Raw genomic sequence first — 22758 nt, 5'->3', positions numbered from 1 at the left:
GTAAGATACCGGCATGCGGAAGACACGCAGTCTCATCCAGGTCGCGGCCGTACTGCTATCGGAACCCGATGCGCGCCATTGGGGCTATGACCTGATCAAGCGTTCCGGCGAGCGATCGGCTGTGGTCTATCCAATGCTCACCAAGATGCTCGATGAGGGCTGGGTGGTCGATGGCTGGGAGGATCCAGCGACGATCACCGAAAAGCGCCCACCGCGTCGCTACTACGAGTTGACCGAATCCGGGAAGCGCGAGTTGGGGGCCACTCTTCGCGCAGCTCGCTCAGATTGGCGGTTCTCCGCACTCGAGTTGGGGTGGGCGTGATGGGCGAACTGATCGAACTTGTGGCGTCCAAGCAAGCTCTGGTTGTTCTCGGCACCGCAGTCCTGATTTTCGGGTTTTGCCCCGGGCTCATCCTGCGCCAGATCGTCCGTATGTATCCGAAGGGCCACCCGCGGCGGGCCGAGATTATCGCCGAGCTGTACGCGATCGCCTACGTCATGCGGCCGATATGGGTAGCGGCACAGCTTGAGACGGCACTTCACGAAGGCCTTAGTTTGCGTCGCAGCGGCCGTAAGACGCGTCGGGACGCCCGGCGTCTTTCGAGGAACCAGGAGACTGCCTCGACCATCACACACGCTGACCTGCTCGTGGCCGACAAGCTGTTTGGATTGGGAAGTCCGGATGCGATTCGAGTAGTCGCCGACCATCGTGGCATCCACTATTGGGCTCCCGAGCGGCATTTCCCTCTCACCATGGACCCTCGAACGCTCAGATTCCTAGCGTTGTCGGACGATAGTTTCAAAATGCTACTCACGGACCAGGGACTGTCGGCGTGCGTCGAGGATTGGCAGCGCGACAAGGACAATCAACGGTGGTATCCGCTCTACATCACCATTCAGAACTTTGCGGGGCTCAGCCGAACCTTAGCTGCGGGCCTGCGGTACTGGATCAAGACCAGGCTGTGACCCACCGCCTCCGGCCAGTCGCGCCGAGTACGGCGATCAGTTGTCGTAAATCGATCGATTCACCGACACCCGTTCCCGTTTCGCCGAACCCCAGGCGGCGTAGAAGGTGGCGGTGTCGATGAATCGTGTCGAGAAGGGTCTACCGCCGAGATCGGACGTCTCGGCGGCCCTGTTCGGTCCCTTGCGCCGTTGTGACTTCGGCCCGTCGGCGTCACTGAGAGGGCGACGGGCTGAATCGCTCAGAACGCGTTCAGGCTTTGGTCATTTGTCTGGGGAGATTTCGGTCATGCCGTCGATTAATGCCAGGAAGGCTACTGCGACCGGGCTCCAGGGAGCTGGTTGTTCGTCCATGGCAGGTAGCTTTACGGGCGTGAATGCCTGCTCATTCATGAATCGGCGGATTACCATTCCGCCGATGAGAGCTGCGGCGGCGGACGCGAACATATTTTCCGTGAAACCGGCTTTGAGTCGTATTCCTAGCAGCGGCATCAGTGAGCGGTACACAAAAGTCATCCGCTCGATGTATCGGTCATCCGCCGAGGCGAGTATCTCCAGCGCTGTGGCGGAATCCTCGCTGTTCAGAGATGGTATAGCAGCTGCCAAGGAGGCCAGGGCGGGCCACACGGTCGACGAATGGGTCACTGCGAAATTCTTCTCGACACATTGGCGGACGATCTCACGTATGACAGCCTGCCGTTCGGATGGCTTTAGGTCGTACGGGCGGTATCTGTCCACCAGATCCCGAGCGAGGTCGACCGCATCTTGGTCGTATAGCGAGGCAGTCAGGCCCTCCTCGTCGGTTATTTTTTCCAGCAGATCAAGATAATACTTGGCTTTGTTGTTCCATATTCGATACGCCGTCCCTCGATTCACATCTGAACGTTTAATTATGTCGTCGTAATTCAAGTGGTCCAGGTTGGCCTGGTACTCACCTTGCACGAGCAGTCTCAGACCGGTTGATAGCATCGCTTCGCGCACCTCGGCCCTGGTTTGCCGCCGTCGCCGCTTCTTCGGCTCATCACCTTCGTCTGATTTACCGCAATCGTTCGACATCTTCCCCTCGTCAGGTTGAGACTCTTCATCTCAATCTTGACCGCAAGGCGCCGATGCCGGGGCCAGATCGAAAACAGCGGAGTCGGTCTGCGTGGCCGGATGTCGGTACACCGCAGCGCTTCCGAGGAGCGGGTACGGCCTCGACGGAGTTCTCGCTCGTCGACCGTCGCGGTGCTCAACGGGCCCGCCCGTCCCGTTGCTCGTTCTTTCTGACGCGGCGATCGCTCCGCTCTACGTTGACGAATCCGATGGGTGGCGAAGGCCTAGGGCGACGCCTCGTACGGATTGCCAGATAACTACGGTTATCGGGCAACTATCGCTATGATCGTCGGATCCGAGCTGCCCGAACCGATTCCGCCGCCCGGCGTTCGTTTCCGGGTTATCGGGCAACTTTGCCGATCGGGAGGAGACCACCGTGCGCAGCGGCACCGTCGTGGGCGACGATCCGGAGGTGACCATGGGCGATCCGGAGGCCGTGGTGCCGATCGATGTGCATATCGCCGACTTCCTCACCGATCTGGGCAACATGAACGCCCCGGCGAACACGATCCGCGCCTACCGCGGTGACCTGACCGCCTTCGCCGAGCACGTCGATGGCGACCTGGCGGCGATGGGCGTGGATCCGGTGCGCGCGTTCCTGTCCGAGATCTCCGGCCAGGCGCCGGCGACGCGAAAACGCAAGCGCGCCGCGGTCTCCACGTTCTGCCGGTGGGCGGTGCGCCACGACCGGATGACGGCCAACCCGATGGACAAGGTCGGCACCATCACCGTGCCCAAATCCCTACCGCGCCCGGCGCCGGCCGCCGATATCTATCGCGTACTCGACGCGATCTGCGCGCGCCGGCCCCGCAAGTCGGTGCCGATCGACGTGCTGCGCGACCGGCTGCTGTTCGAGACCGCCTACCAGTGCGGCACCCGCGCCACCGAGGCCTGCGGCCTCTACGTCGAGGACTTCGACCTGACCCTCGACGACGAACACGTGCGCGTACACGGCAAGGGCGGCAGCGTGCGCACCGTGCTGCTCGACGACCGCGGCTACGTCATCCTGCTGCGCCTGTACCTCGCGCGCACCGGCTACACCGCCGGGCCGATGTTCCGCGCCAGCATCAACGGCACCGGCGGGCCGCTGTCGTATTCGGCCGCGCACCACCGGTGGCAGAAGTACTGCGCCGCAGCCGGAGTCGACATCGACATCCACCAGCTGCGCCACTCCCACGCCACCGAACTGATCAACGCCGGCGTCTCCATCGAGGTCGTACGCAAACGCCTCGGCCACGCCTCCACTGAAACCACCCAGATCTACGCGCTGCTGGCCGACAAGGTCGCCGACGCGGAGATCCGCGTGGCGCGGCGGGCCCGTGGTGGCCCGCGTCGGTGACAGGCGGAACGCTCTCCGAGGCCGGTGCAGCGTCGGTTGGCCAAGACGGAACCGCGGCACGTTGCGCGTCACGGCGCCGGTCATCGAGGAAGGTGGTGTCCACCGATTTGGTCGATTGCATACCGAAGGCCCCAGCGGAACTAGGTTCCAGCTGGGGCCTTCGGTATGCAATCGGAATTATCGGCGGTAGCCCCCCTGTGGGGGGTAGGACCGCGGCGGCGGCAACTGGGGTGCTGGTGGGGGGTTCGAATCGGTGCAGGTTCCGAAGTTAGGTTGTCCTGCATAATGGGACGTATGTTGGTGCCTGGGGGTCGGGTCGGGCCCTGCGCCGCCGTACCGCAGATAGATCACCAGCAGGCCTGCCGCGATCAGTCCGAGCGCCACCATCACGATGATGAATCGGGCCATGGAGCTGGTGGATTTGATCGCCTTCCCGATCAGTTCGCACACCGCCTTCACCGAACCTGTGCCGAGTCGAATCTTCATTCTGCCTCCTCGATTGATGGGTGTTTCCCTCGTCGAGAAGTCTAGCAATTGCTAGCTGCTACATCTCCAGCGGATGGCGTTCGTACCACGTTCGCGACAGTAATTAGTACTACTAACTAATTAGCTTCTAGCAAATATCACCGAACGCACTCGTAGCTCGTGCGGGTGAGGTAACTTGCAGTTCGCCGAACGTAAGAATCCGGAAACTCGCAGCAAGTACGGTGTAAGTGTCGCCTTGAGACTGAGCGTCTCATGCGCTACTTTTGTAGGTGTAGAAGATTCCTAGGACCAAGCGAGTACGGCACCGTCGGGAAAATTGCGCGGGAGACACATCACTTCCGCCTTTCCTAGATGTGCCGCATCTCACATTTGAAGGCGGCCCGAGATGACGAACAACGATGCCGCCGCTGCGGACACACCGCAGCGCACGGGGAAATTACGGGGCGACGCCACCGCTCCGGACGTTATGCAGCTCAACGCGCGGGTGCCGCGCACGGTGGCGGTGGGGGCGAAACGTCTGGCGCGCCAGCGTGGGATGACGTTGAACGATTTCATTACCGAGCTCATCACGCGCGAGCTCATGCTCGAGGCCGATGCCTTGCGGAAGCAGATGGACGAGGAAGAGCGACGCGCGGCGGAGGAGTACGCCGCGATGCGCGAATTCCTCGATAATCCCGCGCAGTTCACGACCCGCGACACCACCAAGCGCTGACCGACTCACGAAGGTATCCGGCGGGAAGAGCCGCCGGCACCGGTCATTTCGTACCGTGACGCAACAGACTTTCTGTCGGAGCGGTATTCGTCGTAGTCCAGCGCCTGTTCCACCACGGTGTCCAACAGGCACACGGCGGCCGAGCGAGCCAACAGACGTGCCAGCTCAGCCTTACCGGTCGGCAACGATTGGTGGTTGAACTCTGTTGCGCGGCTCCCCTTTACAGCGAATGCCTGGGTGACCTCGATACGAACCCACTCCAGGTAGTCCGCAGTGCGGCGAGTACCTGAAACATCGGCAAGCTCACGCGGCAGGTAGAGGATCAGCATCCCCGGATCGACGACGTTGCATACGTGGGCGAGCGCGCGACCAAGGCACGAGCCCGCCCGGGAGAGAATCTCCCGCGCCTTGTGGGGGTCCAATCGTTGTGCTGCTGCTTCGAGATCGTCGTCCTCGGTGGCCTCGAGATCGCGCCGCAGACTCGCGACCGTCGCGAATGCGTCGACGTGGTCGACCATTCCGCATGAGCAGAGAAGCGGATCATCCTTGCCAACCCATCTGGCCGCAGCAGCGTCGCGATCGGTGTCGGTTCCTTCGTGCTCCGCACGCCATCCGGGTGGGCGCCCGACGAGAAGGTGTCCGATCTCCATCGCCCGCCCCGAGTGACCGCGGCGAAGTCTCCCGTCCATGATGAGGCCGCCACCGATGCCGTCCTCAAGAACAGCAGCGACCGCGAGATCTGCAGTGTCGTAACCGTATTCACGGAACGCGAGCATCGCCAGACACGCGACATCGTTCTCCACGAGGATCGCAGGGGTAACCCCGGGGTACGGACTGGCGACCACCGAGGTGAACTCCGCACGGAGGTACTCCGCCAGCGGCGCTGTGCGTTCGGTGCTCGCGTCGGTCGTTGTGACCTCGCCGTCGATCACCGGCGCGCCGACCTCCACCCCGACGCCGAATAGCCGGGGAGTCACCCCCGTCTGCGCGCCGAGTCTGTCCAGCAGATGGGTAACGTGCTGGAAAATGGTGCTGGCCAGCACCTTCCATGGGTCTTCGCCCACCCGGACGGCGATCCTCCTCGTGGTGCGCTCGCCGAGAATCCTGTGACCGCCGACATCGCACAGAATCGTGGTGATTCCGGTCGGTCGCCCCCCGTGCTGCACGACGTGAGCGGCCGCGGTGACGAAGCCGGACCCCAGCCGGATCTCTTCGACCGCACGAGAGCCCTCCTTCGTGAAGTGCCCTCCGGCCAGCAGGCCGTCCTTGGTCAATTGGGCCACGGCCTTGCTGATCGTGCCCTGCGAAATGGTGTGGCGATCGACCACCCGCACGGCACCGGGCTGCCCCCGCCCGAGTTCCCCGCGCGTGGTCGCCTGGGCCCCCTTGCGTGCTGTGCGCGCAAGCACGGCTCCGAGAATTCCGGCGCCGACCTTTCCGCCTTCGGCAAGTTCGACCAGAGGATTCAGCAGCCGGGCGTATTCGTCCATAGGGAGCAACCTCGAAATCTAGCGAGGGACCAGGACATTGACCAACGTGTTGCGCAGCAGGTTGTATTGCGCCATCTGGATGAACATCATCGGGTGCAGCACCAGATCGACCGTCGGTCGTCGATCCGGCGAACCGAACCAGTAGCCGCTGTCAAGAACTCCCAGCCGCAACGCCGCCGCGCCGGCCGCACGGTGCACATCCACCGACCACCGCGGATGATCCAGGTCCCGCAATGCGATGGCCAGCCAGGCGATCCCGCCGGCCACGGTGTTGTCCGGAGCATCCATCTCCCGCAATAACGCCATGCGGTCCCAGATAGGCTCGAACTGATCCACCGTGATCTTCGCGGCCTTCCTCAGGATGGGAAAGCGCTTCGCGCCCCGCTCAACCAGGGTCTGCACCTGAGAGAGCCCCTCGCCAGGATCGCGGCTCAGCAGAAAGTCGATGTGGGGCAATACCGCTTCTCCGACAGGCGCAGGTCGCTCCCGCTCATGTGCAGCGTTCGGGCTGGTCATAGCAACCTCACCTCCCAGGGAAGGTACCGAGTGGTCCTGTTCCGAAACTTTTTCGACCACTCCTCCAAAACGTGAGGTCACCCTCATGTTTTCTGAAAATGTGTATCCATTATCGTACGCCACAAATCAGCCCTTATGCATGCGAGGTCACACTAACCCGACACGCCCTACCAACTGCTACATGCCGGAACGGGGTCGCCGCGATACCCTGTGACAGTCACGAATCTGGCAGGCCCAGTGAGGAACTGGAAGTTCGAGTAGCGCCCATAGGCACTGCCGAGCTCTAGCCGGAAAAAGTGGGGTCCGGCTCGGTCATCCCCTCGATGATCGAGAGGAATCCGATCGCCACTGGGTGCCAATCGACCAGTTCGCCGTCGGCACCGTGCATCTGGATCATGGCGCTCTCCTGGTGACCGATGGAGTAGCGGATGGCCGCACCGCCGATCAATGCCATCGCCGTCTCGGCGAAAACCTCTGCGCTGTAGCCGTCTTTGAACCGCAACCCATAACCCTTGAGCATTCCGCCGTAGAACTCCGACATACTCGCAAGGGTCTCGGCGTCAGCTACTGCGAGGAACTGCTGCGCCTTGTCCCGAATCGGTTCGCCCAGAGAGGGCAACGAGGCGGTGAGCACCGCGTAGGTGCGCCAAGCCGACGAGCGGTGCGTGGATTCGAAATGGAAGGCCACCAGTTCTCGGACGGTTTCGGCCATGACCTTGCGCCGGCCTTCCGCATCACCCATCAGTTTCTCGTGCTTCGTCCTGATCGCGACCGCACGAGCAAGAGTCTTGTCGTTCAAGATCTCGTCTCGCACGCGCGCAGGATCGACAACGAAGGTCATCAGCTCGAAGTAGAAGTCCTCGTTCTTCGGCCAGAGCCGTTTGAGCGACCCGCGAGGGACGTCCGCGGAACGGATCAACGCGGCCACATTCAACGTTTTCAGCGTCACCGGCAGGCCGCCCGCCTCCAGTTCGCCGACGGCCGCGGTCAGCATCCGGTCCTTCAATTCCTCCGGCGACAGGTTTTTCCGACGCTGCGGCGAAGGCGCGTCAGCCGTCCGCTTCCTCTGTTGCTTTCGCTCACCGACCATTTCCAACACCCCCGTCGCAGACCTGAGACTTGTCGTCTCAAGTCTGTAGTTCCCGCCAACCCACGGCAGCGTTTTCGAAAACAGACCACCGGATACGGGGCCCGGGTGCCGGCCCACCGCCCGGCGGTTCGCGCCATGTGCATGATGCGAACCGCCGGCTGCTGTGGAACTTCAATGATTTAGTCGGAGAACAGGTTTGCGATCGGGTTGGCCGCCCCGGGTGGCATACCCAGCGTGTGGTTCTCGAGGTACTCCAGGGCTGTGATCTCTTCCTCGGAGGCGGCGCCGATGACGGTGCCGCTGTCCGGATCCAGGCGCTTGCGGCCCTCGATTCGGTATCCGGTCAGCGCGTAACGCCGCTTGTTCTTCGCCGCGCTCCAGCTGACACCGGCGTACAGTGCGCGGAACTTGCCCAGCCGGAAGGCCGCGATCGCGTTCGAGCGCAGCCCAACAACCCAGTAACCGCGCACCGATCGCCACAGCTCAGCCCCGTCGGTGGTGAAATCGGCGCCCCCGCACTCGCGTTCGAAGCCGTACCCGTCGGCATCGCGCGCACTCGGGGATGAATGCAGTTGGTCAAGCCGGATCGCGGTGATCCGCAGATTCGGCGCACAGCCTGCCAGGTCCTGACGCATCTCCTCCTGAGTAGCCGCTCGCATATTCAGCGCCTTCAACGCCGTTGCCGCGGCCTCGGCATTGCGACCGGCCGCTGTCCCCCACAGTTGGATCAGGGTGTCGTAACTGTGCCCAGTTCGCTCGCTGGCCTCATCGAGCATCGCCCGCGTGTCCCCGCTGACGCGGATGCGCTGCAGATCGGTCGTAGCCATCTCGGTTCCTCTCTGTTGTCCCGGGACATTTCGCCGTCAAGGCGAGTGGTCCCAACGAGCCGCTTCGTGCGGCTGACAACCAGATTAAACATGATGGGTATGCACTGTCAAAATGTGGTGGCCCACCATATATTTGGTAAGGTGTCCGGTATCGAGCACGACCGTCGGTGGCGACCCGCCAGCGCGGCGTTCCCATTCCAGCAGGCATGCAACTGACCTACCGTGACGAACGAGGACCCCGCCGGCTCCTACGGCGGGGTCCTCCTTTGTTTTCGTCGGCGTTGGCGCTACGGCGATTCCGGATCATCGGGGTATCGCCACGCGATCCGGGTGATCGTCGACTCCGGTGTGCAGCCGGTATGGGTGCTGCAGAAGAACTCGACGAACTGCGCCGGCGTCAACCCCGGGAAGCCCTCGGCGCGGACCTCGTCGGCAGTGATGGTGTCAAGGCGTTCGCGGCAGACGTCGAGGACTTCGACGTCGACGATCTGGACGAGGGGTTCGCCGCGGCGGCGGCCCATCACCTTGCGGCACAGGGTGAGCCGGGTTCCGGGCTGCAAGCTGATCCAGCCGGCGCGGCGGGTGACGGTCTTGCTGCGGTCGCGGACCTGGGGTTCGGTCAGCGATACCGACATCAGACGGGGCATGGGCTAACTCCTACTCGGTGGGTGTGATCGGCGCGGCGGCGGTCATGCCACTGCGGTGCGTTCGATGTCGGTGCCGGTGATGGCTTCGACCAGGGCGCAGCCGATCACCTCGGCGGCGGCCGGGGTGACGGCGTTGCCGTAGCCGCGGGCCTGGGTCCGCTTGTCCCCCAATGCCTTGAACGTGGCCGGGAACGCCATCCCGGCCCGGATCTCGGAGGGTTCCAACATGCGGAAGGTGCACTCGTCGATCAGCCGGGCCGCGTCGGCGCCGACCAGCGCGTACCGGTCGCGGGTGGTAAGCGTGCCCAACGGCCGGTCGGTCGGGTGCGCGCGCCCGGTGCGGAAGTACGGAACCAGCAGATGCGCGTCCGGATCAGCCGGGGGCTGCACGAGACCGTGATGGAACCCACTCGCGGCGAAGGTGGCCAGCGGTTCGGTCAGCGGGCGGGCGCTCTTCTTGGAGCCGCCGCCGCGCAGCTCGGCGATGAACGGCGGTATTACTACCGACAATTCGCGTCGGCAGGTCTGCGTCGGCAGTTCCCGGGTGACCGGGGTGACCGCGGTCGGGGCGGCGCGGCCGCTGGTCTGCACCACCATCGGCGGCACGACCAGGGCGTCGGTCTCGCGCGTGGTGCGGGTGGGCATCGGCTCGCCCACGCTGGTCGCCCCGGTGCGCCAGGTCCCGCCGGCCGGGGTGAGCATCGCCGCGCCCGCGAACTTCTCCAGCCCGATCCGGATCCGTTCCAGGGTGTTGTCCGCGAGGGGTTCGTCGCGGTCGCCGATGCGGGCGCCGGGCGGGAGAGTCCAGTCGATGGCCACCGATGCCGGTGTGGTGATCGGCTCGACGATCGCGAACCGGCACGCCTTCGATGGGCACCGATACACGTATTGGCCGTGGCGCACGCCGTAGCGGCCCATCTCGACGCCGGGCTTCTTCCACGACTGGACCGCGTCGACGACCTGCTCGCAGCTGCCGCACCACGCCTTCGGCCGCAGCCACTTATCCCAATCCGGCTGGCGGCCGAGTGATTTCAGCCAGTAGGCGACATACAGCCGGTCCCGTGACTGCGGCACGGGCAGGCAGGTGCGGGGCATGACGTGGGCGGAGTTGAGTGCGATGAGGCGGGTTTCGTAGCCCAGGGTGCGGATCTCGCCGATCCAGCGGTCCCATTGGTCCCAGCGTCGGCACTGGACGACGTTTTCCATCACCCCGGCCAGCACCGGCTCCCCGCGCCCGGCCATCGCCCGTAGGTATCGCGGGATCTGCTCGACCAGCGCCCGCGACCGCGCTGCGGCCGGGTCCTCGATGACGCCGAGTTCCTCGTCGAACATCGTGTACTGGTTAGACCGATCGAAGTAGCGTTTCTCGCCCTTGGCGTCGGTCCAGGCTGGGCACGCCGGGCTCGCCCAGAACAGCTCGGTCGCCGGCAGCCGCGCCAGGTCGATGTCGCGCACATCGCCGGGTGGAAGGTGTTCCACCGTGGGGAAATTCAGCTCGTGCACCGCCACACAGACCGGGCTGTGGTTGGCGGCGATGCCGTCCTCCACCCCCGGCACGGCGCTCCAGCCCAGATGATCGCCGCCCCACCCGGCGAAGAAGACCGTCGATTTCATACGAAGCTCCAGATCAGACGAGGAACCAACAAGTGGCAGTTTTAAAACTGCCACTTCCGAGGCTAGCAGTTTTAAAACTGCCAGTGGTTCGGATTCGCCGGATCTGGCAGTTGCAAAACTGCTACCGTCTCGGGGGTGAGTGACTACAGCCCGATCGAGACCGTCGCGTTGGCCGACAAGGTCGCCGAGCTGCGCGCTGCCTGGAAGGCCGGCCAGCCGCTCACCGGCGGCCAGGTGTTCGGGCTGCCCGCCCTCGACGGCGATGTGTGGGTCGACACCGCCGGCGCCACGGTCATCACCGGCGTGGCGCCGAAGACGATCACCAGCTATCTCTCGCGCGGCAAGCCGAAGGCCAACCCGTTCCCGGCGCCGTCGAAATTCCTCGGCCGCAACTACTGGCCTGCCTCCGCCCTGCTGGACTGGACTGCCTCCCAGCCTGCCGACGACCGCTGAGCCGGTCCCATCCGCCGATCCGGTCGAACCGGCGACGCGGGCCCCTCGACGCCGCGGTCTTCTGATCCTGTCCTGCGAGGACAAGTCAAAACGCCGCCAGGTGATACCTGGCGGCGTGTGTATCGGCGAGCGTTTGTCAGCGAGTTACGCGGCGTGCAGGGCGGCGGTGATCTTGCGGATCATCTCGGTGGTGACCGGGCCGGGGCGGAGGTCGGTTGTGGCGGCCTCGATCGCGACCTGCACGGTGGTGCGGAAGTTGTCGGCCTCGGCGGGATCGGACTGTTCGAGCAGAGTGACCGCGGCCGTCAGGGCGGGCAGAACCTGGTCGGCGAGTTCGGCGACGGACTTGCCCGCCAGTGTAATGTCCTTCGATTTCGCCGCGAGGACGTGTCCGACAGTGCCGGTCGCCGACAGCAGTGCTGTCGATCCCGCAGTGGCGGCCTTGTGGGGCTTGTTCGATCCGGCGGCCAGCAGGGAGACCGCGCCGTAGGCGGCGGTGCGCACGGTGAGCTGGTCCTGGGCGGTCAGGGCGAGGGTGGCGGACATGATGGTCTCCTTCGAAATCTGTTGTGGCACTCCCCGTCACCGGGTCGATGTCCGGGGGTCATGGTGTTCGATGGACCTACTGTGTCCGGCCTGGCTGACAGCACGCTGATGGCGACCTGACGCGGGGATCGGTCCGCTCCGCGGGAAGCCGCGCGTGGTAACGATTCGGTGCGGGTCTTGACCGGTTTGGTGTCGGTCTGTTTGGCTGGCGGCACGAAGTTCGGGGGAATTTGGGGGGAACCAAATGTCTTCATTGCCTGTGCGTTTCGCGCGCGCGTTCATCGTCGTGCTGGTGTGGCTGGCCGCGGTGGCCGGTCTGCTGGCACCGTCGGCGGTCGCGGATCCGGTCGATTGTGATGCTCTGGTCGCGCAGATCGAGGCGCACAATCAGGCGGCGGCGGTCCACAACGCGAACCCGCCGAATCCGAATGATCAGGCCGCGGTCGCGGCCTACAACGCCGAGGCCGACCGCGGCAACGCCGAGGCCGCGCAGCTGGATGCTCAAGCCCAGCAATGCCGTTCGCAAGGCCACGACGTACCCCAGGTCGGCGGGCCGCCGAACACACCGAGCCCGGCGCCGCCGCCAGCCTCACCGGGGCCGGAACCTCCGGCACCGTCGCCGGCGCCGAAGGTTCCGGCCCCTCCGGCGTTGCCGCCGGGTGGTGGCGCGCCGGGGTTGAAGGCGTCGCCGGCCGCGCCCGCGGCACCGGTGGTGGGTCAGCCGTTGCCGGTTCCGGTGCGCCCGTCGCAGATCTTGTCGCCGCCGACGATCCGGCCCGGCACCGCCTACAACCCGGCCACCGCGGCCGGAGCAACGCTCAAGGCGCCGTCACCGTTGCCCGGTAGCGCGGCGACGAATCCGCGTTTCACCCCGGCACCGACGGAACCGATGCAGGCACCTGGACTCAACACCCCCGCCGGTCAGCCCGGCATGACCGGCACGCAGCAGGAATTCTTTGCTTCCGCGCCGCGGCTGCTGGATGTGGCCAAAGCAGTACCGACACCATCGAATTCGGGCAACGGCCAGATCTACCGGTTGCCGGATCTGACCGGCAGCGGCGCGATCAGCAACTCTGGTCCGGCCCTCTACGCCGGGCCCGGGAACACCCGCGCGATCGCGGGCCCGCTCGACACGCTCGGCCGTCCCACCGGCTCCTACGGCTACCTCGATGCCGCCGGCGCCAAGAGCCCGCGCACCGGGGTGCCGACGATCAACGTGCCCGGCGCCACCGGTGCCTACCAGCGTGGGCATTTGTGGCCCAACCAGTACGGCGGGCCCGGCAACGTGCCGCAGTTCCTGGCCCCGGAACTGGGAACCACCAACACCGGCGCGATGCGGGTCTACGAGCGGTATCTCGGCCAAGTCGTGCAAGGACAGGCGGCCGGGGTGCCGGCGCAGAACGTCACCTACATCAAGGTGCCGATCTACACCGACGACAAAGTCATCCCCGACTACTACCTTCTTCAGGCGTGGGGCGACCAGGGCTGGAACCTGCCACCGACCTACGTGCAGAACTTCTGACACCAGCGAAGGGGTAATTCGGCACGATGACCGCACTCGACGAGCTCACCCGACTGCTCCCACCCCCAGAGGGCGCCGGCCGGGCCTTCGACTGGACCGCGGTGGAGCAGCAGCTCGGCGTCACCGCGCTCCCCGAGGATTTCAAGGCCCTGCTCAGCGTGTACGGGGATGTGCGGTTCTGCAACGCGCTGCGCCTGTACCGGCCCGCCACCGACCCGTGGCTGGACCTGGCCGCAGTCACCCTCGCCGCGCGAGACCCCCTCGCCGACACCGAATTCGGAGAACCACCAGCCGAGATCCCGGCCGGGGTGTCGATCGATCCGTCGACGTTGATCCAGTGGGGTGGCTCCTTCGGCGGCGACTACTGCCTGTGGGACGCCCACGACCCCGACCCGCAGAAGTGGACGCTGGTCTTCACCGACATCGACAAACTCGACTGGGGCTTCTACCCCGGCACCGTCACCGAATACCTGCTCGACTGGCTCACCGGCCGAACCGCACCGATCCCGCTGTGGGGACTCGACGCCGTCCTGCCCGGCGGCGGAACACCGTTCGCCGAGATCTACGACCCCACCGACTTCACCGGAGCGGTCGCCGACCGCATCGACGCCGCCGTCCACTGACCTGTCCCTGCGGGGACAGGCCGAAACGCCGCCAGGTGATACCTGGCGGCGTTTGTGTTGGTGAGCCGACGTCCAACATGCGCCTCTCGGCGAGTGGTCGCTCGAAGCGACAAATGGGGTGCGGCCCGGGGCTGTCCGGACGCCGACAGCGCATACAACCTACGAGACGAGCGGGCTATTCCGCTGGCAGCAAGTCCGAGCTGTCGGTGTGGGGTGTACCCCAACACCACACCGTCCACCATTTCGCCGAGGTCCTTCTCCCAGAATCGGCGCCACACCGATGAATTCGACCGCTACGGCCGGTCATACCCATCGGGTTCTGCAGCATCCGACGTCGGGAACCGCTACGACCAATGAAACCGGTCCGGCGCTGAAGCCTGGCAAATCAACCCACAACCTCGAGGAAGAGGATATGGACACCAAGCAGATCGAGAAGGAATTCGCCGACGCCCGTGAGCTTTTGGAGACGGCGTCGATGGCGCGGCTGGCTTACAACGGACTCGACGGACTGCCCCGCGTCGTCCCGATCGGCATCTTCTGGACCGGCGAGGAGATCGTCATGTCCACCGCGGCCACCGCTCCCAAGGTCGAAGCATTGTCCGCCCGGCCGGAGGTGGCCCTGACCATCGACGCCGGGGACACCCCCGGATCGGCGAAGAATCTGTCGGTGCGCGGCATCGTGCACCTCACAATGGTCGACGGGGTGGTTCCGGAGTATCTCGCGGCCGCCCGAAAGAACTTCGATCCCGAGTTCGCGGTCGAGTTCGAGCGCAGCTGCCGGGCCATGTACGACCGGATGGCACGGATCGCACTCGAGCCGCAGTGGGCGCGGTACTACGACTTCGGCATCGGCCGCATGCCGCAGTTCCTCGCCGAGCTGGCCGCGAAAGCGAGCTGAGCGCACCTCGCGGCGTTCAGCTCGCTTTCGCCACCTCGATACCCTGCCGGGTGGTACGGCGGCAGCCTTATACGTGGCTGACTTCGCGCGTGAGGCGGGCCGGGGCGTGGGTTTCGCGGGTGAGGGCCTGAGAGCTCGCGCAGCGGGCGGCGGCTGCGAGAGCGACGATGGGGGGAACCCAGTCGCGAGTGCCTTCCCGGATGCACCATCGCCGCGGCCCGGCCGGGGGGATATGGATGCTGTGGGTGCCGGTATGGATGCGCGCGCCGGTGGTTTCGAGGTAGCAGGCGGCCAGCCGGGTGCGGTCGAGACCGGTCACCAGGTAGAGGCGGCTGGGATTGTCGTCGCCGATCAGGGCGGTGGGGCCGTCGAGCCGGTTGGCGTGCAGGTATAGGTCGACAGCCGCAGCAAGCGGGCCCGTCATTTCGATGGTCGCAGTGCCCGGGGGAATCGAAATCATCAGCGTGTCACCGAAATCGGTGAACTGCCATCTCTGCTCGCGGGAGCTGGGGTGCGGGCGGGCAGCCGATCTCGATCGCGGTCTCACCTGGGGATCCCCTTCTGTGCCAGGGGTGCTTCGGTGTCGAGTCCGAATGCGGTCGAGTGGCGAGGCAGGGGCGCCGAGGCTGCGGATCGTCCAGCCGCGGCGCCACCCGACCTCTTTTACCGAATGGCGGAGGTGCCGAATCTACCCGAATCAATTCCGGCACAGGTGTGGTGTTCGCCGATTAGCCACCCGCGCGCGAAAAAGAAAAGGGGATCCCGAAAAAGCCACCCCGGCCTTGGCAACTGAATTATTTACCGGGGATAAGGGTTACCGGTAGATAAGTTCAGTTGCAGAGAGAACGGAATGCAGTGCTGATAAACCGCCGGATTCGATCAGTGCACTGCGTTCCGGTGTGTGTTGAACATTCGGTGACTCAGGGGTGTGGAAGGCCCCTGGTTGGTTTGCCACCACGCTGCGCCCCACCAGCAGAAGAGGAGCTGAACAGCGCATATGTTGCTCGGGGAGAAGACCGGCCGTGTCCCCTGGAGTGAGAGTCGACCGGTTTCGCAATCACAGCCCGACGATGCCGAGCAGCGAGTGCAGCAGGTTGAAGACGAAAGTGAGAATCACGGGTAATCACCCCCTCCGAGGGACTTGATGCTTTTTTGCGAGTGGAGCTCCTGCCTGAGCCCGAGCCGGAACATTACACACAGCTTCCAGGAATCAAAAATCACCCGGAAAGCCTAAACAATGACTCGCGAACACCTATTCGACGCGACTTCCGCACCTGCTCCACGCTTCGCCAACGCTGCGATGAACTTTCGTTCCTGTGGAGATCGCCACTATCCGTGTTCGGTGTCGAAGAAACACAGCGAAATTGTGTGCGAAGTTTTTTGCTGACCACCTCGCCCGGGCCGGGATCGGGTGTGTGGGTGGTGTTTACGGGTCTGTGGTCGGTTCCGGCCCCCTGCTGGTCACCTACCGGCAAGTGGGCTTGGCGCGAATCCGACCGCAGGTGCCGGCTGGTGCGGCCGGGCGGGAAACGGCACCGATCCATGCGCTGAGCAGCAGCGAATGACTGTGGCGCCGTGGCAGTTCGAGCCTGCGGCGACAGGTTGGACGTGCATGACGGTGGGGATCTCCTTTCACCGCGAGGGCGCCGGGTGCTCGGGAGCCGGCGCCGAAACGCGTTGCCGTGCAATTGGTGCGTGTTGTTTCCCTGTACCCAGACAGATCAGGAGCTGTTGTGCCCCTGCCAGATTCCACGCCGGTGCTGTCGGTCGTCGTTCCCGCGTTCAACGAGGAACGGTCCATCGCCGCGGTGCTCGACCGGCTGCTGGCGCAGCGTGAGATCGACGAAATCGTGGTCGTCGACAACGCCAGCACCGACGCCACCGCCTCGATCGCCGCCGACTACAGCCGCCGCCATGACCGGATCGTTGTGCTCGACGAGCCCCGCCCGGGAATCGCGTGGGCGCGCAATACCGGCTTCGACCACGCCTGCGGGCAGATCATCGCCCGCACCGACGCCGACACCTTCGTCGCACCAGGCTGGGCTCGCGCCATCCGCGACCACCTGGCCGCCCACCCCGGCACCGCCGCCCTCACCGGTCCGCTGAGCTTTCACGACTCACCTGTCGGGTTCGTCCTGAAAACCGCTGTGCGACTGCAACAACGACGCGGCCGCCCCGCACGCACCGTCGCCAACATGTTCGGCGCCAACATGGCCATCCGCGCCAGCGCCTGGCAACAAGTCCGGGAAGCGGTCTGCATGCGCGCCGACATCGTCGAAGACCTCGACCTCGCGCTGTGTTTGAGCAAGCACGGCCTGCGCATCGACCGCCCCGTGCACATGCACGCACGCACCTCCGCGCGCCGATACCGCACCCCTCCACGCCAGTGGTGGCAATACCAGCAGTGCGGACTGCGCACCCTGGCCAACCAGGGCTACCTCATCCGGCCCGGGCACCACGTGCTCATCGTGCGAGCGTGGCTGGCCTACACCCTCCAATGGCCGATCTACCGGTTCTGGAACTTCGGGCGCCGCCGCTTCACCCTGCACCCCTCGCCTCCCCGCACCTCCACCGTGCACCACCACCGCGCCCACGGCTGCCCCCACTGCGCCGCCCACCACACCGAGCACACCCGCTCGGCCCCGCAAAACCACCACAGCGACAACGGATCCGACCTCGGCATGACCGTCTGAGAACTCACCCCACACCCGCCCGACCGCGTGACTGCCGATCCCCTTCCTCGATTCGTCCAACCATTCCTCGCACCAGGAGATGTTCGATGATCTTGTCGGTGGTAGTTCCCGCTCTCAACGAAGCTCGCGTCATCGAGCGAACCTTGTCCCGGCTGGTCGCCCAGGACGCTGTCGACGAGGTGATCGTGGTCGACAACGGCAGCGACGACGGCACCGCCCAGGTGGTCTACGAGTTCGCCGGCCGCCACCCGAAGGTGCAGTTGCTACACGAACCGGTGCGCGGCATCCCCGCGGCACGCAACGCCGGATTCGACAAAGCGCGCGGCGAGGTGATCGCCCGCACCGACGCCGACACCCTCGTCGACGACGACTGGGCCGCCACCATCCGCGACTACCTCACCACCCACCCGGACACGGCTGCGGTGACCGGGCTGTGCACCTACCACGATTCCCCGATCGGGTTCTTCCTGCGGTTCGGCCAGCAACTGCTGCTGCGCCTGGGCAAACTCGGCGGCCCCGTCGGAAACATGTACGGCCCCAACATGGCCCTGCGCCGCGAGGCATGGGAGCAGGTGCGCGATGCGGTGCAGACCCGCGCCGACGTGGCCGAGGACCTGGATCTGGCGTTGTGCCTGACCTTGCGGGGGTTGCGCATCGACCAGCTGACTTCGATGCGTGCGCAGACCTCCGCCCGGCGCCGGCGCACCAGCCCCCGCCGGCAATGGCAGTTCCACCACATCGGCCTGGCCACCATCGAACACCACGGATTCCGCATCCGCCCCCAGCACCGGCTGATCATCGCCGCCGCCTGCCTGTCCCACACCCTGCAATGGCCGATCTACCGGTTCTGGGACTTCGAACACCACCGGTTCCGGCTGCGCCCCGGCGCCCAAAGGATCTCGGCCACCGGCCACTGACCCAGCCACCAGCCAATCCTCCACGGGGACGTGGGAATTCAGCGCAGGATCCGGGCCGAAACGGCTGCGCCGATGCGGCGATGCGGGTAGTTTCGCGGTCCGGGAGCTGAGGCTCGGTGCCACGCACACCTGGTGTGCGCCGGTTTCCTCAATCGCCGGATACGTGGCATTCGGCTCCTGTGTCCGCGGGCCGTCACCCAGACGACCCCACCTCGCCCAGCTCCCCTCCATCCAGGGCGAGGCCAGACACCGACGCGCGGGCGGGGCCACACCGTCGACCCCGCCCGCCCCGCCGACCCAGCCTTAGCGGCTCCCACAGCGACGCCCTGCCGAGCCGCAGCGCCCAGCGAACGCCGGGTGAGGTGGACCCGTACTCGTGTGCACCGACGTGTAGCCGCAACCAGGTAGCGCACCACTTCGCCCCCTACTCGCCTGGCCCCGGCGGGAGTGAGGTCTCGGGCGATCTTTCTCACAAACGTGGCACCAATCCTTGTGGCGTAGAGCCTGTTTGGACCACATTTCGCAGCGCGAATCGCCTGGCGCTCAGTGGCTGAGCCTTTGGACGGATGTGCGAGCACCGATATACGGTCGGCTCGCCGCGTGAAGGAGGGACTTGTCACGTTGGCATCGGCGTCGCAAACGGGCACTGTGAGCCGCCTGCGACTCGACGCTGGGGCCTGCCGGGGCCGACGCTTCCCCCGAGCACGTGGCGTGGCAGGCCCCATCCCGCACACCGCCGTTCGGCGGCCGACGCACTGTCTTCCGCAGGGGCGAGTTGATCGCCAGAATCGAGTGAGTACAACCACATTTGTCTATTTTTGTGTTCTGCCTCATAGTCGCGGGGCGGTTGCTGCGCATACCCTCTCGGGTCGGGCTCGTGAGTAGCCCCGGGCCCAGCGACATGGCTACCCCCTGTGTTCCGCGGCGCCCGAAGGAGGTCGGAACAAATCTCCGACTCACCACTCCGGTCCCGCTCGCGCGGAGCGAGACCGTGGAGAAAGCGCGGCTCCCCCGGCCCCAACACCCCCGCCGGGGGAGCCGCCGCGACCCTGCTGCGGCGCAGCGCACCCGCCGCCCGCGCGGGGTTAGCCGGTTCATGGACGCGACGGTGGTGATCGTGGTCGCGGTGAGTCTTACCAAGAAGGCGCTGGCGGCGCGTACCGCGATCGCGGCCGCGTTCGGTCTACGCGTCCGCGATCTCGATGTCGGGCTGTTCCCACCCGGTGTCGGCGCCGGCCGCGGATTCTTCACCGTCACCTGCGCGCCCCGCACCCCGGCGTGTGAGTACCTGGCCGTCGTCATGTACGACGCTCTGGGCTGGCACTACCGCTGCCGCGACGAGGATGCCGGCACGTGGCATGAGACCGGCCTATCGGCCGGGACCGATGCTGCTACCGCCGCGCTGTGGCTCAGCGACTGGTTCGACGCCGGAGACCGCTACCGCCGCCGCGCTTGAAGGTTTGGTCCGGGCCCGGCACCGAGAGTTCCGCTCATGTTGGCCGGGCCCGGCATCGCTCAGCATAAAGGTGGAATCTGGTGCGTCGTTGCGCCCTCACACGGGCAAAGACCACTCTGGAAGATGTGCGAGCCCGTGACGTGCAGATCGGGCACACCTACGTGGTCCTAGTCCCCCACCGGCTACCGATCGCCCGCTACCCAGAACGCGAGCTGCCAGGGACACCGATGTGGGTGGCCCGGCTCTTGGCCGGCACCCGGTTCCAGATCACCGTCACCAGCATCGACCGCGACACGAAACCGGTGACCGTTCAAGGGCTGCGGCTGGTCGAACGCGCCCACACCGACATCGCGCTCACAGACACCCAAGCCACCGCCCTCGGCATCTCGCCGGGACACGGTTACCGGGTCATCGGAATGCTGGTCGACCACACCGGACACCCCGCCCGTGTCCCGTCACTCGAGACCATCCAGGTACCGGTCCGGTGGCTTCGCCCGCCCGACGATCCCCGACTGCGACACGACACCCACCGCGACGCCGACCTGTGGCCCTTCATGTAGAGCGCACCGGGCGAAAGAGACCATCTCGGCCGCGGCTGCGCGGCCATCCGCGGCGATGAGGTGGAAGTGGTAGCGTGGCCCGCGATTTCCCGGCTGGACACGGTGCCGGCGTGAGATGACCAGTGGCAGGGCTCCCTCGCCGGCACCGGGCCTTCCGGTCCCTCGATTCCCCGGCTCAATGAGGACCTCGAGGGCACAACAAGCCAGGCTTGGGCAAACCCGGCCCGCGGAAACCCGTGGCACACACCAAACATCGGCGAAAGCGCCGCCCCGACAGCGTGTGATGTTGTGACGCTCCACAACCTAGCGCATGGCACCGAGTCAGCAAACCCTCGACCGGCACAGTCTCACAGCACCCGCAACCGCCACCAGCACTACCGGTTTCACCCGCAGAGCCGATGGCCATCTTCTACGGTGAACAAGTGAGGGACCCGGCGGATCCGAGCCGCCGGGCCCCTCGTCTCCTCAGCGCGTATAGCGTTCGCGCCGAACCCATTCCGCTGCTCCGGCTCGATGATTTCGGCCCGAACGGGGTGCGTCTGTCGACGGCGGGCAACCAGTTCCGCCCGCACGGCGTCGTACGGACATGACCAATCCACAACCACACCCCGAGGTCGCCGAACGCTGGACTCAGGCCCGGATGCGCAACCTGCTGGCCCGCATCTACGGGCGGCCGCAGATCGCGCGCCGAAACCGGCTGCGCGCGCAGCGGAGTCGGGAACTCACTGTCCCGGTGGGGCGTCGCCCTCGGCGGGGGTGAGCAGGCGCAGCGGCCACCAATACGCGTACGAACCCGGCATATCAGCGGTCTCGCCGGTCGGGGCGATGAGCGCCCGCGCGTCGTCTTCGATCTCCACGATCTCGAAGACGTGGTCGCTGTCTGCCGACTTCTTGACCAGGGCACCCACTTCCAGCACACGTCAACAATACGAGACCCGACTGGACGGTCTGTCCAGCGTCGAGCCGGACGTCTACAACTCGATGACGGTCGGCCGATGCTCCGGCAGCACGGTGGCGAGATAGGTGCCGCTGACCCCGCCCCGACAACGCACGAGATAGGCCACGATCCGGCCGGCGTCGTCCGGATGCCGGTGCACGCTGTCGACGGTCCCGTTGTACGTCCGTGCGTCGGAATCGCCGGGCTCGACGGGACGGCCGTCGATGTCAGCGCACCACTGGATGCGATCTCCTACCGCGATCTCCTCGCCCATACCCGCGACTATCCCACCCGAGCCTCGCCGCGGACGCAGGTGACAAGCTCAACCGATGCCCGTTGCGCCGCGTACCCGGATCCGGTTGAAGTCGCGCGCCGGCCTGGCCTCCGCCGACCGGGTCGGCTACGTCGCCCCCGCCGGGCATGCCGCCGTGGTGCGCACAGACTTCGACCACACCTCCGGCGAACTCGTTGCGGTGTGGTCGAAAACCCCGCCTACCGGCGGGACGGACTGGGTCGTGGTGTGGTGGCCGGGAAACCTCTGGACATGGGAACGCGAATCCGACCTCGAATTCGTCGACACCAACCAAAGCCCCACGTAACTGCGCAGATTTTTCGCGGTTTCGCGGCTGATGCTGCACTCGGTGGCCAGCGTCGATTTCCGGGTTCGCCGGCCGTGGCGCGAGCCCGCAGTTGCAGTGCTCGCCCTGCGGTGAGGGCGAGAGTTGGGCGGCATCTGACCCGAGTTCGTTGTCCGACCGAGAAGGTGTGCGGAGCTGCTGCCGACTGTCAGCGGGGTTGTTCCGTGTCGGTGGTGTAGGTGACCGGCCAGCAGGTGACCCCTGGCGAATGTGGCCGGCCGGTGCCGTACTCGATGGTGACGGGCGATTCGCCGGTGCGGGCCAGGGCGGAGGTGACGTTGAGGCGGATCACTGCGTCGAGGACGGCGGGTTCCAGCGCCTGAGGGAGGAAGACATCCATGTGGCCGGTGCGTGTGTCGGGCACGTTCACGTCGTCTCTGTGGGGTTGCTGTGCTGATCGAGGGTGTGCTGCAGTTCGGTGTTGAGGCGTCGGGCCTCGGCGAGCTGGTCTTCGAGGATGACGATGCGGCACGCGGCGTCGAGGCCGTTGCCGGCATCGACGAGTTCACGCACGCGCGCGGCGATACGCAGCTGGTAGCGCGAGTAACGGCGGTGCCCCCCGCCCGATCGTTGCGGGGTCAGCAATTGCGCGGCGTCGAGGCTACGCAGGAACGCTTGGGTGACACCGAGGATTTCCGCGGCGCGTCCCATCGAATAGGCGGGGTAATCGTCGTCGTCGAGTTTGTCGGCGGCCTTGGGACCGTCGGCGGGGTGGGGGTTGGGTAGTTGCACAAGA

General features: G+C 65.8%; 27 protein-coding genes. 13 read left to right on the top strand and 14 right to left on the bottom strand.

The window, feature by feature from the left end; all coding sequences use genetic code 11:
• The first annotated feature begins 13 nt into the window (after window positions 1-13).
• Window positions 14-322: a PadR family transcriptional regulator gene (locus NN2_RS24860; RefSeq protein WP_063016340.1), complete on the top strand. Its 309-nt coding sequence runs from the start codon at window positions 14-16 to the stop codon at window positions 320-322.
• On the top strand, window positions 322-966 hold the full coding sequence (locus NN2_RS24855) for a hypothetical protein (protein ID WP_156511454.1): 645 nt from the start codon (window positions 322-324) through the stop codon (window positions 964-966). The genes NN2_RS24860 and NN2_RS24855 overlap by 1 nt, the downstream gene beginning before the upstream one ends.
• Before the next feature lie 261 nt (window positions 967-1227).
• Here the strand turns inward: NN2_RS24855 and NN2_RS24850 are convergent, their stop codons facing one another.
• Window positions 1228-2019: a TetR/AcrR family transcriptional regulator gene (locus tag NN2_RS24850; RefSeq protein ID WP_156511453.1), complete on the bottom strand. Its 792-nt coding sequence runs from the start codon at window positions 2017-2019 to the stop codon at window positions 1228-1230.
• A 415-nt stretch (window positions 2020-2434) separates the two neighbouring features.
• Here NN2_RS24850 and NN2_RS24845 point away from each other — a divergent pair, with 415 nt between their 5' ends.
• On the top strand, window positions 2435-3397 hold the full coding sequence (locus NN2_RS24845; RefSeq protein WP_245658841.1) for a tyrosine-type recombinase/integrase: 963 nt from the start codon (window positions 2435-2437) through the stop codon (window positions 3395-3397).
• Window positions 3398-3574: 177 nt separating this feature from the next.
• On the opposite strand, the gene NN2_RS24840 is transcribed toward NN2_RS24845, so the two are convergent.
• On the bottom strand, window positions 3575-3883 hold the full coding sequence (locus NN2_RS24840) for a hypothetical protein (protein WP_063016334.1): 309 nt from the start codon (window positions 3881-3883) through the stop codon (window positions 3575-3577).
• 385 nt (window positions 3884-4268) lie between these two features.
• Between NN2_RS24840 and NN2_RS24835 the strand changes: the two genes are divergently transcribed.
• The gene (locus tag NN2_RS24835) at window positions 4269-4595 is read left to right on the top strand and encodes a hypothetical protein (protein ID WP_063016332.1); all 327 of its coding nucleotides are present in this window, start codon (window positions 4269-4271) and stop codon (window positions 4593-4595) included.
• A 5-nt stretch (window positions 4596-4600) separates the two neighbouring features.
• Here NN2_RS24835 and NN2_RS24830 read toward each other — a convergent pair whose 3' ends face one another.
• The 6 genes from NN2_RS24830 to NN2_RS24805 all read right to left on the bottom strand — a co-directional run bounded on the left by NN2_RS24830 (window position 4601) and on the right by NN2_RS24805 (window position 10779).
• Window positions 4601-6085 carry an ROK family protein gene (locus tag NN2_RS24830; RefSeq protein WP_063016330.1) on the bottom strand — a complete coding sequence of 495 codons (1485 nt, stop codon included), beginning with the start codon at window positions 6083-6085 and terminating at the stop codon, window positions 4601-4603.
• Between the two features lie 18 nt (window positions 6086-6103).
• The gene (locus tag NN2_RS24825; protein WP_156511452.1) at window positions 6104-6601 is read right to left on the bottom strand and encodes a hypothetical protein; all 498 of its coding nucleotides are present in this window, start codon (window positions 6599-6601) and stop codon (window positions 6104-6106) included.
• A 283-nt stretch (window positions 6602-6884) separates the two neighbouring features.
• Window positions 6885-7691 (bottom strand): hypothetical protein, encoded by an 807-nt coding sequence (locus tag NN2_RS24820; protein WP_156511451.1) that lies wholly within the window; start codon window positions 7689-7691, stop codon window positions 6885-6887.
• A 179-nt stretch (window positions 7692-7870) separates the two neighbouring features.
• A complete protein-coding gene (locus NN2_RS24815) occupies window positions 7871-8518 on the bottom strand; it encodes a hypothetical protein (RefSeq protein ID WP_063016324.1) in 648 nt (215 codons plus the stop codon).
• A 287-nt stretch (window positions 8519-8805) separates the two neighbouring features.
• Window positions 8806-9165 (bottom strand): ASCH domain-containing protein, encoded by a 360-nt coding sequence (locus NN2_RS24810; protein WP_245658840.1) that lies wholly within the window; start codon window positions 9163-9165, stop codon window positions 8806-8808.
• 42 nt (window positions 9166-9207) lie between these two features.
• Window positions 9208-10779, bottom strand: a complete 1572-nt coding sequence (locus tag NN2_RS24805; RefSeq protein WP_063016322.1) for a DNA cytosine methyltransferase — start codon at window positions 10777-10779, stop codon at window positions 9208-9210.
• 135 nt (window positions 10780-10914) lie between these two features.
• On the opposite strand from NN2_RS24805, the gene NN2_RS24800 reads away from it, so the two are divergent.
• Window positions 10915-11232: a hypothetical protein gene (locus NN2_RS24800; RefSeq protein WP_063016321.1), complete on the top strand. Its 318-nt coding sequence runs from the start codon at window positions 10915-10917 to the stop codon at window positions 11230-11232.
• Window positions 11233-11376: 144 nt separating this feature from the next.
• On the opposite strand, the gene NN2_RS24795 is transcribed toward NN2_RS24800, so the two are convergent.
• A complete protein-coding gene (locus NN2_RS24795; protein WP_063016399.1) occupies window positions 11377-11778 on the bottom strand; it encodes a hypothetical protein in 402 nt (133 codons plus the stop codon).
• A 244-nt stretch (window positions 11779-12022) separates the two neighbouring features.
• Here NN2_RS24795 and NN2_RS24790 point away from each other — a divergent pair, with 244 nt between their 5' ends.
• From NN2_RS24790 to NN2_RS24780, 3 genes are all read left to right on the top strand, one after another.
• Window positions 12023-13300, top strand: coding sequence for a DNA/RNA non-specific endonuclease (locus tag NN2_RS24790; protein ID WP_156511450.1), 1278 nt, complete (start codon window positions 12023-12025; stop codon window positions 13298-13300).
• Between the two features lie 26 nt (window positions 13301-13326).
• Complete coding sequence (locus NN2_RS24785) at window positions 13327-13923, top strand: SMI1/KNR4 family protein (RefSeq protein ID WP_063016317.1); 597 nt, start codon at window positions 13327-13329, stop codon at window positions 13921-13923.
• Window positions 13924-14335: 412 nt separating this feature from the next.
• The gene (locus tag NN2_RS24780; protein ID WP_063016397.1) at window positions 14336-14821 is read left to right on the top strand and encodes a pyridoxamine 5'-phosphate oxidase family protein; all 486 of its coding nucleotides are present in this window, start codon (window positions 14336-14338) and stop codon (window positions 14819-14821) included.
• 67 nt (window positions 14822-14888) lie between these two features.
• On the opposite strand, the gene NN2_RS24775 is transcribed toward NN2_RS24780, so the two are convergent.
• On the bottom strand, window positions 14889-15281 hold the full coding sequence (locus tag NN2_RS24775; RefSeq protein WP_063016315.1) for a hypothetical protein: 393 nt from the start codon (window positions 15279-15281) through the stop codon (window positions 14889-14891).
• Between the two features lie 1273 nt (window positions 15282-16554).
• On the opposite strand from NN2_RS24775, the gene NN2_RS24770 reads away from it, so the two are divergent.
• The 4 genes from NN2_RS24770 to NN2_RS24755 all read left to right on the top strand — a co-directional run bounded on the left by NN2_RS24770 (window position 16555) and on the right by NN2_RS24755 (window position 20447).
• Window positions 16555-17514, top strand: coding sequence for a glycosyltransferase family 2 protein (locus NN2_RS24770; RefSeq protein WP_082857236.1), 960 nt, complete (start codon window positions 16555-16557; stop codon window positions 17512-17514).
• Window positions 17515-17600: 86 nt separating this feature from the next.
• Window positions 17601-18431: a glycosyltransferase family 2 protein gene (locus NN2_RS24765; protein ID WP_063016313.1), complete on the top strand. Its 831-nt coding sequence runs from the start codon at window positions 17601-17603 to the stop codon at window positions 18429-18431.
• Between the two features lie 1096 nt (window positions 18432-19527).
• Entirely contained in the window at window positions 19528-19887 is a 360-nt protein-coding gene (locus tag NN2_RS24760; RefSeq protein ID WP_063016311.1) for a hypothetical protein, read from the top strand.
• Between the two features lie 125 nt (window positions 19888-20012).
• Window positions 20013-20447: a hypothetical protein gene (locus NN2_RS24755; protein WP_156511449.1), complete on the top strand. Its 435-nt coding sequence runs from the start codon at window positions 20013-20015 to the stop codon at window positions 20445-20447.
• Window positions 20448-21169: 722 nt separating this feature from the next.
• On the opposite strand, the gene NN2_RS24750 is transcribed toward NN2_RS24755, so the two are convergent.
• On the bottom strand, window positions 21170-21364 hold the full coding sequence (locus tag NN2_RS24750) for a hypothetical protein (RefSeq protein ID WP_063016307.1): 195 nt from the start codon (window positions 21362-21364) through the stop codon (window positions 21170-21172).
• Window positions 21365-21418: 54 nt separating this feature from the next.
• Window positions 21419-21658, bottom strand: coding sequence for a hypothetical protein (locus NN2_RS24745; protein ID WP_063016305.1), 240 nt, complete (start codon window positions 21656-21658; stop codon window positions 21419-21421).
• A 55-nt stretch (window positions 21659-21713) separates the two neighbouring features.
• Between NN2_RS24745 and NN2_RS24740 the strand changes: the two genes are divergently transcribed.
• On the top strand, window positions 21714-21983 hold the full coding sequence (locus tag NN2_RS24740) for a hypothetical protein (protein ID WP_156511448.1): 270 nt from the start codon (window positions 21714-21716) through the stop codon (window positions 21981-21983).
• Between the two features lie 187 nt (window positions 21984-22170).
• Here NN2_RS24740 and NN2_RS24735 read toward each other — a convergent pair whose 3' ends face one another.
• Together NN2_RS24735 and NN2_RS24730 are read right to left on the bottom strand one after the other, a co-directional pair.
• Window positions 22171-22386 carry a hypothetical protein gene (locus NN2_RS24735; RefSeq protein ID WP_156511447.1) on the bottom strand — a complete coding sequence of 72 codons (216 nt, stop codon included), beginning with the start codon at window positions 22384-22386 and terminating at the stop codon, window positions 22171-22173.
• Window positions 22387-22388: 2 nt separating this feature from the next.
• Complete coding sequence (locus NN2_RS24730; protein WP_063910865.1) at window positions 22389-22754, bottom strand: MerR family transcriptional regulator; 366 nt, start codon at window positions 22752-22754, stop codon at window positions 22389-22391.
• Window positions 22755-22758: the final 4 nt, after the last annotated feature.

The sequence above is a fragment of the Nocardia nova NBRC 15556 genome (assembly GCF_001613005.1).
Lineage (GTDB): Bacteria > Actinomycetota > Actinomycetes > Mycobacteriales > Mycobacteriaceae > Nocardia > Nocardia nova.
The sequence above is the reverse complement of the archived record's forward strand: the minus strand, read 5'-3'. Positions and strand labels throughout refer to the sequence as shown.

Bases quoted from the DNA above. Each gene is read 5' to 3' on its own strand.
- NN2_RS24860 (WP_063016340.1), top strand. From the start codon at position 14: ATGCGGAAGACACGCAGTCTCATCCAGGTCGCGGCCGTACTGCTATCG.
- NN2_RS24855 (WP_156511454.1), top strand. From the start codon at position 322: ATGGGCGAACTGATCGAACTTGTGGCGTCCAAGCAAGCTCTGGTTGTT.
- NN2_RS24850 (WP_156511453.1), bottom strand. From the start codon at position 2,019: ATGTCGAACGATTGCGGTAAATCAGACGAAGGTGATGAGCCGAAGAAG.
- NN2_RS24840 (WP_063016334.1), bottom strand. From the start codon at position 3,883: ATGAAGATTCGACTCGGCACAGGTTCGGTGAAGGCGGTGTGCGAACTG.
- NN2_RS24835 (WP_063016332.1), top strand. From the start codon at position 4,269: ATGACGAACAACGATGCCGCCGCTGCGGACACACCGCAGCGCACGGGG.
- NN2_RS24830 (WP_063016330.1), bottom strand. From the start codon at position 6,085: ATGGACGAATACGCCCGGCTGCTGAATCCTCTGGTCGAACTTGCCGAA.
- NN2_RS24825 (WP_156511452.1), bottom strand. From the start codon at position 6,601: ATGACCAGCCCGAACGCTGCACATGAGCGGGAGCGACCTGCGCCTGTC.
- NN2_RS24820 (WP_156511451.1), bottom strand. From the start codon at position 7,691: ATGGTCGGTGAGCGAAAGCAACAGAGGAAGCGGACGGCTGACGCGCCT.
- NN2_RS24815 (WP_063016324.1), bottom strand. From the start codon at position 8,518: ATGGCTACGACCGATCTGCAGCGCATCCGCGTCAGCGGGGACACGCGG.
- NN2_RS24810 (WP_245658840.1), bottom strand. From the start codon at position 9,165: ATGCCCCGTCTGATGTCGGTATCGCTGACCGAACCCCAGGTCCGCGAC.
- NN2_RS24805 (WP_063016322.1), bottom strand. From the start codon at position 10,779: ATGAAATCGACGGTCTTCTTCGCCGGGTGGGGCGGCGATCATCTGGGC.
- NN2_RS24795 (WP_063016399.1), bottom strand. From the start codon at position 11,778: ATGTCCGCCACCCTCGCCCTGACCGCCCAGGACCAGCTCACCGTGCGC.
- NN2_RS24790 (WP_156511450.1), top strand. From the start codon at position 12,023: ATGTCTTCATTGCCTGTGCGTTTCGCGCGCGCGTTCATCGTCGTGCTG.
- NN2_RS24785 (WP_063016317.1), top strand. From the start codon at position 13,327: ATGACCGCACTCGACGAGCTCACCCGACTGCTCCCACCCCCAGAGGGC.
- NN2_RS24780 (WP_063016397.1), top strand. From the start codon at position 14,336: ATGGACACCAAGCAGATCGAGAAGGAATTCGCCGACGCCCGTGAGCTT.
- NN2_RS24775 (WP_063016315.1), bottom strand. From the start codon at position 15,281: ATGATTTCGATTCCCCCGGGCACTGCGACCATCGAAATGACGGGCCCG.
- NN2_RS24765 (WP_063016313.1), top strand. From the start codon at position 17,601: ATGATCTTGTCGGTGGTAGTTCCCGCTCTCAACGAAGCTCGCGTCATC.
- NN2_RS24760 (WP_063016311.1), top strand. From the start codon at position 19,528: ATGGACGCGACGGTGGTGATCGTGGTCGCGGTGAGTCTTACCAAGAAG.
- NN2_RS24745 (WP_063016305.1), bottom strand. From the start codon at position 21,658: ATGGGCGAGGAGATCGCGGTAGGAGATCGCATCCAGTGGTGCGCTGAC.
- NN2_RS24740 (WP_156511448.1), top strand. From the start codon at position 21,714: ATGCCCGTTGCGCCGCGTACCCGGATCCGGTTGAAGTCGCGCGCCGGC.